Below are 9,775 nucleotides of genomic sequence, written 5' to 3'. Positions count from 1 at the left end.
GCGCTTTTCAATAATTATTCCCGGTGGACAGAAGATCGAAGGGCTCTAACGGTGGGGGTTACGGAAACCGGCCGGATGAACGGGGAGGGATTTGAAAAATTACTTTAGGAAATAAGCACCTTTATAGGCAGGAAATTCTTGAGCAATGTCGAAAAAATTACTAAGGATGTATAAGACTATCTACCTAAAAACAAAAACCCCGCAAAAGAGGGCGGCATTACTTACCGCGTCCATGGCATGGGCCATTAGGGTGATGCTGACGGTCGGGGGGCTCCTAAAACACGCGGGAGGCATTATCGCAGGGAACTCGTGGGGTCGATGAACTGTCCTGCAACATGCACTTCAATGCAAACCGGTCTGTCCGGCAAGAATATACTGGTATTTAAGTATCACCCGGGAAGTGATTGTGTGGAATATAAGGAATGGACTTTTAAAGCACTTACTGATATTTGGACGGGGGATGCTGATGGGAGGAACGGCCATTTTAAAGAAACGGGTTTCCTCGGTTCCCTGCGCTGGTGGTTCGAGGTGCTGGTTCGCGGTATGGGCGGGTCGGCTTGTGATCCGACTGGAGATGGTTGTCGTTGTCCAGATGTGCGGATCAAAGATGCCGTCAAACCGGAACACCACTGCGTTGTCTGTGAACTTTTCGGATGCACCGGTTGGGCGCGCAAGTTTCGTCTAGATGTCATTGCGAATGGTGGGGACGTACAAAGTACACAGATAAGAAAAAGCGATAAATTTGTGCTTCGCTTTATACCGCTTAAACCAATACAGGACAAGGAATGGGCGCTGCTTGACCTTACATTGCGTTTGATCTATGATTACGGGGCCGTTGGCGGTAAGACGGTGTACAAGCCGTCAGATGAGGAAGGACGGGAAACCCGGTCTCATCACCAGGATTTCGGACTTATTTCGCTGCTGGATAGCGGCGCCGTTTCTGTTTTACCACGCAAGCATCTTGAGGAATATGTGAGGGAAAAAAGGTGGCGCAAGGTCCATGATGGCTTTGGCTGGGCCTCGCTGAGCAATTTCTGGTGTGTGAAAGGCAGATATCTGACACGTAAAAATGATAGTGAGAGCACGTTTAACCTGGTTCTCGGGCGGCTTGAGCCGAAGCAGCGGGCCAGGTATGTAAATACCAGCGATTCCCCGGCTTCGTGGCTGAGCGGTAAGCAGCAGGAAAGCAAAAAAGTATTTAGTTTCAAGAATCCGCCGCGGACGTTTGGCTTCGTGAAACCAGGGACAATAAAATTGGATGAGATGAAGAAACGGTTAGAGCAGGCATGGCCGGACATAAAAGATGAGGAATTTATAAAGGGTGACGATATTCTTCCTGATATGTTCCAGGAAGGGGGGGATCAGGATGCCGGTGCATGATTATTATTCGGAGCGGGCAAAGGAGTTATTCAAATTATCAGATAATAACAAGTTAGCCGCCCTTGAAGGTGAATATAAGCGTACTAATGACAAAGAAAAAAAGAAACAACTGCGACAAAAAATAAAAGAAGCCCTTGACAGATGCAGTAAGGAGCTGCAGCCCTTGGAGGATAACGGAACAACAGTATTGATTGACGGTTTGGCAGTTGACTGTATGATATGGGTACGGGGAGAACTCCCTTGCGAGGATGATGCCAGGAAATGGTATATAAGCCACGTACAGAACCTGAGTTACAACCTGCCGGACGAACTTTCCCTGGACAACCTGCCTGCCGTCCTTCTTCCCGGATGGATCGCTTTAAGCGTTAACTTTACTTTGGAAACATCCTGGTACTCCAAAGATGAACGACCTCTGCACGTTCTGGACAATCCCTTGCGCAAGGACCGCGTGTTCGGTGTGCCTTATATGTCTGCCATGAGCTGGAAAGGGCTTTTGCGCTGGGCCTGCCGGATGCAGCAGGGATTACTAAAGCACCTTGAGGAACATAAGATGAGCATGGATGGTTGGAATGATGAGCCGTGGATTCGCCATCTATTTGGTAATGAAAGAAGGGCGGATGAGTTTTCCCGGGGTGCCCTTGTAGTTTACCCCACCTGGTTTTCCAAAATAAAATTTGAGGTAATCAACCCGCACAGCCGGCAGACCCGTGCCGGGACCAAACCAATCTATTATGAAGTGGTTCCTGATGGTACACCGGGTGTTCTGCGAATATTATATGCGCCGCTGCCCGGGCAGGTGGAACGGGATCGGGTTGAGCCCAGAGACGTTCTGGCCAATCTCCTGGATGCCGTTGAGTCACTGCTTACCTGTTATGGGTTTTCCGCCAAGCGTACTGCCGGTTGGGGAAAAGCAAAAATTGAAAAATGGCATGGAACCGGCTTCAATCAACCTCCCGTAGAAAATGGCACTATACAAGAATTTAAGGAACGGCTTGGCGCATTGTTGGTGCAATCCGGGCAGCCCGAAGGAAGTGTGAACAAATGAGTGATACTAAGGAATTTCCAGCGGCCGAACGTCTGCGCCGGCACCGGGCGTTGCTGCTGGCTCTGGAAGCAATAGGCTGGCTGCATATGACGGGTAAGGCCCATCGTGATTTCTTGCTGCAACATGGTGGTAAGATACGGGATTATGATCAAAAGAAGTGGTACGATGGATTGGCGGAATCATGGAATAATTGTTGGGGTTGGCTTTCCCGTCCATCTGATTTTAAACTGCCGTCTTCTTTTGATGGTTTTCTTAAAAAGTTCGACCAGGGCACGTCGGAAGAAAATGCTATCGGTCTACTGCAGGCGGCGCACGCCATGGCTTCAGGTGTTGAAAAAAATCTTCCAAAAAGTTCATCTAAATACCTGGGACAGGATGCAACTCATATGTGGTTGGCCACCGCCTACGGCAAACCGGTGCGCAATCTGCTGGTCAATCCACCGGCTCTGCTGACTGGTGAAAATGCCTGGCGGGATCTGCTTTCGCACGTTGATTGCTTTCTGGCGGAGCTTGAGTTGCTGGGCAAATCCAATTCCGGGAACCTGGGGGCCTGGTGGGTTTGGCGTGAAAAAGCAGCCGGGCGTGACGGCTGGCTGCGTAAAGCCTTCACCGGCACATTGGCGGAAACGCGTTTGCCCAACAACGATGTGACCATTTGGGATCAATCCTATGTAGCCGCGGCGCTTTTCAAAAGTGCGGCGGCCGGGGCACTGCTTGCAGGCGCTGCCTTTAATTGGAGTAAATTAAAGCAACAAACCCGCTGGCGTTTGCTCACAGTTGGGATCGGCGCCGATCATTATGAGTCACGCGCCGTACGAATTGGCGACTGGACAGGGACACGGCGTTGCCTGGACCAGTTCATTGACGATGTAAGGCGGTTGGTCGAAGTGGATCTGGCGGTAGGGTCGCTGCTGTATCGCGATGACCAGGTGGCGGTTTTCTCTTTTCCCGGCCGGCGTCTTGATGCCAAAGGGGGGTTGGCTGATCCGGAAGCAGACGCATGGCAAAAATACCTCGAAAATGAAGTTGATCACCTGGCCGGTACGTTTAAATTGGAGACACCGCCTTATTGCAGTATTTCAACTACTTCATCGCGATCAATCATTTTTATGAACGATGAAATAAATAAAGCACGGGATACGCTGGCCATTCCGCTCCATAAAAACTGGCAGTTTGACTGCTCAATGACTGAAGGCAATGTCTGTCCTGTCTGCGGAGTGCGCTTGAATGGTACAAAAGATAAGGAACGTCCCTGTCCGGTGTGTAAAGAACGCCGTTTGGGACGTCTGGATGCCTGGCTTGGCGGACAGTCGGTGCAGCCAACCATTTGGATCCCGGAAGTAGCCGATCATAACGGCCGTGCGGCGCTGCTGACCTTCAAGTTGCCGGTTAATAAGTGGCTGGACGGATCTTGCGTCGATTCCCTGCGATCACAGGTGGCCGCGGAATGGTGCCGCAACAATCCCAAAGTCCAAAATTATGGCATTAGTCCGGATACAGCTTATACTGATCTCTTAAATTACGTAAAGGAAAAGGTGGCCCGGGAATTTGATCCTGGTGATCCCGTACTCCGCCTTCTCCAGGATGGTTACCAGCATGAAAGTGATTGGGAATCTTTTTTTGCCAAGATTGTCGAGGATCGCTCGCACGCCCCAGGCTGGAACGCGCTGAACGATGCTGAGCGGGCTGCATGGCTGGTGCATCAGCTTTTGCGCAAAAACGCCTCCCCGGGCCGCTTATACCGGTTTTGGCGCACGGCGGAGGAGTTTTTTGAAAAATTACTGGAAGAGTTCCAGGAAATAGCCGCCAAAGATACGAACAGATTACGGGTCCGCCGGCTGGTGTTAAAACCAGATTCGTCAACCAGCACCGGTTGGAAGGACCTTATGGTATACAACGGACGCTACCGGGATATTCCGGTCACACTCTTCTACCGTGAGAGCTCACAAGACTTCCTTACTGTTTGCAATGTGGCCGCGTTTTCCGGTAAGGATTTAAAAGGTGAAACTATTCTGCTAAAAGACGATAATGACAACAAAGTTCTTTCGCTTACCATAAGCAAAGTAGAAAATGAAACCGGACCCCTGGGGGTTTATTATCCGGTGATTCCGCTTGAGTTAAGCCCCGAAAGGTTCCGCATTTTAGTACCTCTTAGTGCCGCAGCCGAATGTATTGATCGGGCAATCAAGGCATGGAACGAACAGTTCGCCCGGGTTTGGGATCGTATGCCCCTTAGGACCGGTGTGGTTGCATTCCCGCAGAAAACTGCTTTCCAGGCGGTCATCGAGGCGGCGCGCAACCTGGAGATGCTGCTGGAAGATGGTAACAAGCCGGCAGTGTGGCGTGTGGAATCACGCGTTACCCGGAATGGTCAAACTGCACTAATATTAGTGCGGCCTGATGGTGCGAGTGAGTTACTTATGGTTCCCGTTCAATTACCAGATGGACGGGTGGATGTCTTTTACCCCTATGTGGCTGTAGAAGATCGGGAAGTCCGTTTTCCGTTGGATTTTCGTACGCCGCATGGCCGGGTATACCGTCATGTTCAGGATCTCCGCCGGGGTGACGGTGTCCTGGTTGATCCATCACGTATAGCAACTATCTTTATGGAAAGTACAGGCAGTCGTTTTGAGCCGATATCGACATGGCATTTATCGGACTGGTCGCAGATGTGCGACATCTGGCGGCTGCTCTGCGGATTGGGAGTTACGGCCACGGCGTTGCGGGGGGCCTGGGCCATATTGGACGATGCGCGTCAACGCTGGCGGGGGACGGAATGCGGCCGGCCGGAATCAGACGGTGCTGTTTGGCTTTCATTGGTGCGAAGCGTAGTCAGTGATCGCCTCGGGGCACGCGGGGCGGTCCTGGAGTCGTTAGTGGAAGCTGCCCGGGCGGATCTGCTGGGACCGTGCCTTGATTGGCATATGAAAGTTTTGAAGCTATCTCCGGGGGAGGTATCCAGATGACTAACTATGAAAAGTTTTATCATGCCGGGTTGGCCGTTGATCCCATCCATGTAGGCACCGGCGGCAGCCAGCTGGGCCGTGTGGACAACACCATCGTCCGCGATCCGGTTACGCGGATCCCGAAGATCCCGGGGTCGAGCCTGGCTGGAGTGACGCGCGCCTACGCGGCGATGGCCAAAGGCAAATATCCCGACTGCGCCGGCCAGGGGCAGACCAGATCCGATGGCTCAGGTGGTCATTGCGGAAAGCATGACTGCCCCATCTGCACTGTTTTTGGATTTGCCCGTGGCCGCCAGGGTGGGTTTGCCGGCCTGGCGGCCTTCAGTGATATGCATGTGCTGCTCTTTCCGGTGGCGACGCGGGAAGGGCCGGTTTGGGTCACAGCTCCGATAGCTTTACGGCAGTTGGATTTTATAAAGGACTTGCCCGAATTGCCGGACGTAGATGCGATATATCTGTCCTCCAGTTCTTTTAAATCGCAAATGCTCAATTTGGGCTGGCTTCTGCTTGGGGTGAAAAAAGATGGATGGGACGGCTTTAATTCAGTCACCGAGGCTTTGAAAGTCCTTATTCCAGAGTACATCAAAAGCCGTGTGGTTGTCATTTCAGATAAACTTTTCCATCACGTCGTCAACAGCAACCTCGAGGTGCGTACATCGGTGGCCATCAATCCGGTCACCGGCGCGGCCGATGATGGTGCCCTGTTCACATATGAAGCATTACCGCGTGGTACGGTGCTTTACTGGGAAGTTACCTGCCGTAACCCCGCCCATTTTCGTATTGGCGGGAAAGAGATTATTTATGGAACAAAAAAAGCCACTACCGATGATGTACATGGCGTTGTTGAGACGGCACATCCTTATCTGGAGCACCTTGGCATCGGTGGTATGGGCACTCGTGGCATGGGCCGGTTGCGGGTCTGGAATGGCAAAAATAGCGTGAATCAGCCTGGTGACAGGAAATCGCAAGTCGGGGGGGACACCAATGCCGGAGAACATTGACTTTAATTGTGCTCTATTGGGCCAGGGACTTGCCAGGGAATGCGACGCAAAGCTTCTTACGGACGCATTGTCCGTTCTGCAAGAGCAGGGCCTTTATGCCTTCTTTCTCTATCTCAAGGTTTGCGGCAAAGAGCCGGGACAGAAGATGAGCGATGAATGCGTTCATTTTTTGGAGAGAATCCCCAAAGACGCCCCTTTGTTTTCAAACGGGAGGAATGGGGCTGTTTTTCAAAAACTGCAAAAGATTGCTGAAAGTATCGACGATATATTATTTGCCCGCGATCTTTTGATGCAGGCTTTGGTTTATGCCCGCTATCACGCTAAGGCCAAGGGTGGCGATAAATTGTGAAATGGACGCTTCACCGCTGGGTATGGCAGTTGCAGTCACCGCTTTTTATCGGCATGCCGCCGTCCGGTGCATTAAACCGCTGCCGTCTATATATTCCGGCCCGGGTGATGTGGGGGGCGTTTACAGCGGAAATCGCCCGTTCCAGGGCTCAATCAAACCCGGATAACATAGATGAACTATATAAAGCGGTGGGGGACGATCTGAAAGAAAAGGTGAGGTTCAGTTATCTTTACCCGGCGGAATATACCGCAGACAGGTGGCTGGCCTGGTTGCCCCGGTATGAAAGCGGCAAGGGCCAGAGTTGGCGGAGAGAAGATTGGAATAGCACTGAAAGCATCGAGATTGATCGCATGTTTCGGTCACGAATTCTTAACGTCCGTCCGGGCACCGCAATTGATCCGGGCACCAATTCGGCCGCGGATGGTACGCTTCATGAAACAGAATGCATTCAGCCCTATTGGTGTGATGGTGGAAAACCGCTTTCTTCTGTAGCTATGGCAGGTTATGTATTTGTTAAAAGTGGCGATCCGGCGTTGGATGAGGTTATGGGGCTGGTTACCATCTTTATTGGCGGTGATACCCGCTATGGTCTCGGGAATTTGAAACAGGTGGATTGGGGACAAACGGAAAAATTCTTTGCTATGCCGGTTGACCTGGATCATGATGATTTTCCCATCGTTGCCGGCGACCGGGTTTTGGCCCATGCCGTTGGCACATGCCGCATGAAAGGAGCATTGGCGCTCCTGGCCGGATGGGATCGACTTTCCGGTGACCGTTTGGTGCCTGTTTACCGGGAGCCGCTATGGGTGCCCGGCTCGGCATGCGACAACCCGGGCGAACAAATAAAGTGGGCGATCAATGCGGACGGAATATGGCAGGAGCAGCACTGACGGATCTCGGTGAATCCTCAATGTAAATCTCTTGAAACCATACTGTCCGTAAGGTAAACTGTAACCAGAAGGAAAAAAGGAGCCGGCCGATGAGTAAAAACCGGATCGACCATGACCGCCTGTTTAAAGAATTATTGGAGACTTTTTTTACTGAATTTATGGTGCTTTTCTTTCCCGAAGCCGCCCGGGCTATTGACTTGACCCATCTTAAATTTCTTCAGCAGGAGATTTTTACTGACGTAACGGCCGGAGAGAAGCACAAAGTGGACATTCTAGTGGAAACCCGGCTCAAAGGTGAACCCGGCCTGATTCTGTTGCACGTCGAGCCGCAGTCATACGTGCAAACGGACTTCAGCGCGCGGATGTTTGTTTACTTCAGCCGGCTGTACGAAAAATACCGGCGGAGGATATTGCCCGTGGCCGTTTTTGCCTACGACCAGGTGCGGGATGAGCCGGACAGCTTTGAAATGGGATTCACATTTCTGGATGTCTTGAAATTCCGGTTTTACAAGCTGGAATTAAAGAAACTGAACTGGCGGGAATATATTCAGAGTGACAATCCGGTGGCCGCCGCCCTTTTAAGTAAAATGGGTTTCAAGCCGGAGGAAAAAGTAAAAGTAAAGCTGGAATTCATGCGCATGCTAGCCCGGATGACGTTGGACCCGGCGCGGATGGAACTGCTGGCCGGCTTTTTCGAAACTTACCTGAAGCTGAACCGCAGTGAAGAGGTACAATATAACCGGGAACTGGGAAAACTGGATCGCAAGGAGGTTGAGATGATCATGCAGATTACCACCAGTTGGCATGAGAAAGGCCGCGCCGAGGGCCGTGCGGAGGGGAAAGTTGAAGCAAAACAAGAGGTGATCTGTAAATACCTGGTCCGCAAGTTTGGAGGAAAGACGACGGACCTGCAGCAAAAGGTTCAGCGGATGACCAGCCTGGAAGTGCTGGATCATGTGCTTGAGGAGCTGTTCGCCGCCGATACCCTGGAAGAAGCCCGGGCGATCATCAATGATGGAGTTGGTGAACAGTAGTAAGCCACGGTGACCACGTTAAAAATATCATCTGCCACTGATAGATAACCTTGCCGATAGATTGATGATCTTTCGTCCGCTGGTCCCGTCCAGGTTGCCCGTGGGGTTCATGGACCGGGATTACCGACTGGCCTCGGGATTAGCGCCCAGGCGATGGTCATCCGCTGTTTTTCTCTGCCGGAAAGCTAGCCGGGTTGCTATCTTTTCTTTCCGGCCAATCCCATCCGGGATTGTTAGCCTTGTTCTTCAGCATAAACTGGAATCATGAAATTAAACAGGTGCAGTTGACAGTGAATAAGCTGGGTGTATTTTATGATAAATGGTAATTTACCGTCACTTATTCGTTTTTTAATCCAGGAAACCCTAAAAATGTTACAAAACTTCATTAGTGAGGGACGACAAGTTCAGGACCAGCGAATGCTTATAACTATGCAATTGTGCGAGCAAGATAACTACCAAAGTACGCCATCGGAAATGCGTTATGCCGCATCGCTGCTCCCACTTGTTTTTTCGGAATTGGAAAAGAAACCGCAATTTCAACATTATTGCAAAATCTTATTGGAAAATCGGCAATTTAGCGCGATCTTTCCCGCTAAGGATACGATGCAAAAAGCTTATCCCATGAGCTGGCTGGTGATCCAATACTTCGATGTCCTGAAGAATGTGCGAACATGTTGGAATTAGTTTTTCGTGGCATTTGGAATTCGTTAATACGTAATAGACTGAAAACAGCTGAATAGCCAAAATGTATTATTCCTGAAAATACCGGCGTTAACCGCACAAATACATATTCACCGTTTCATTTACAAATACAAAGGACGCTCACTATCATGACCCCCGCCAGTTCGGGGTGGCTGTGCTCGGGCCGGACCGGCAGGTGGTGCGTCTGATGGAAAAGCCCAAGGAGCCGCCCAGCGACCTGGCGCTGGTGGGTATTTACCTGTTCGGCCCGGCGGTGCACGCGGCCATCGACCGCATCAAGCCCTCCTGGCGGGGTGAACTGGAGATTACCGACGCCATCCAGGAGATGGTCACCTCCGGCTGCCGGGTGCAGGCCCGGGTGCTGGACGGCTGGTGGCTGGACACCGGTAAAAAGGACGACATCCTGGC

Annotated in this window: 8 protein-coding genes; all 8 read left to right on the top strand. The window is 51.4% G+C overall.

The window, feature by feature from the left end; translation table 11 throughout:
- The first annotated feature begins 408 nt into the window (after positions 1 to 408).
- A complete protein-coding gene (gene cmr1 / locus A6M21_RS17520; RefSeq protein WP_242868908.1) occupies positions 409 to 1,380 on the top strand; it encodes a type III-B CRISPR module RAMP protein Cmr1 in 972 nt (323 codons plus the stop codon).
- Positions 1,367 to 2,425, top strand: coding sequence for an RAMP superfamily CRISPR-associated protein (locus tag A6M21_RS17515; protein WP_066671938.1), 1,059 nt, complete (start codon positions 1,367 to 1,369; stop codon positions 2,423 to 2,425). The genes cmr1 and A6M21_RS17515 overlap by 14 nt, the downstream gene beginning before the upstream one ends.
- The gene (locus A6M21_RS17510) at positions 2,422 to 5,391 is read left to right on the top strand and encodes a CRISPR-associated protein Csx11 (protein ID WP_066671935.1); all 2,970 of its coding nucleotides are present in this window, start codon (positions 2,422 to 2,424) and stop codon (positions 5,389 to 5,391) included. The genes A6M21_RS17515 and A6M21_RS17510 overlap by 4 nt, the downstream gene beginning before the upstream one ends.
- Positions 5,388 to 6,392, top strand: coding sequence for a type III-B CRISPR module RAMP protein Cmr4 (gene cmr4 / locus A6M21_RS17505; protein WP_066671933.1), 1,005 nt, complete (start codon positions 5,388 to 5,390; stop codon positions 6,390 to 6,392). Before A6M21_RS17510 ends, cmr4 begins: the two co-directional genes overlap by 4 nt.
- The gene (locus tag A6M21_RS17500; protein ID WP_066671930.1) at positions 6,376 to 6,741 is read left to right on the top strand and encodes a hypothetical protein; all 366 of its coding nucleotides are present in this window, start codon (positions 6,376 to 6,378) and stop codon (positions 6,739 to 6,741) included. Before cmr4 ends, A6M21_RS17500 begins: the two co-directional genes overlap by 17 nt.
- Before the next feature lie 269 nt (positions 6,742 to 7,010).
- Entirely contained in the window at positions 7,011 to 7,631 is a 621-nt protein-coding gene (locus A6M21_RS17495) for a ParB N-terminal domain-containing protein (protein ID WP_151192004.1), read from the top strand.
- 89 nt (positions 7,632 to 7,720) lie between these two features.
- Positions 7,721 to 8,665, top strand: a complete 945-nt coding sequence (locus A6M21_RS17490) for an Rpn family recombination-promoting nuclease/putative transposase (RefSeq protein ID WP_066671926.1) — start codon at positions 7,721 to 7,723, stop codon at positions 8,663 to 8,665.
- A gap of 850 nt (positions 8,666 to 9,515) precedes the next feature.
- The coding region (locus A6M21_RS17480; RefSeq protein ID WP_345788117.1) for a sugar phosphate nucleotidyltransferase at positions 9,516 to 9,775 on the top strand (260 nt) is incomplete at its 3' end.

It is taken from the genome of Desulfotomaculum copahuensis, assembly GCF_001655685.1.
Classification (GTDB): domain Bacteria; phylum Bacillota; class Desulfotomaculia; order Desulfotomaculales; family Desulfovirgulaceae; genus Desulfotomaculum_G; species Desulfotomaculum_G copahuensis.
This window is presented reverse-complemented; position numbering and strand designations above follow the sequence as displayed.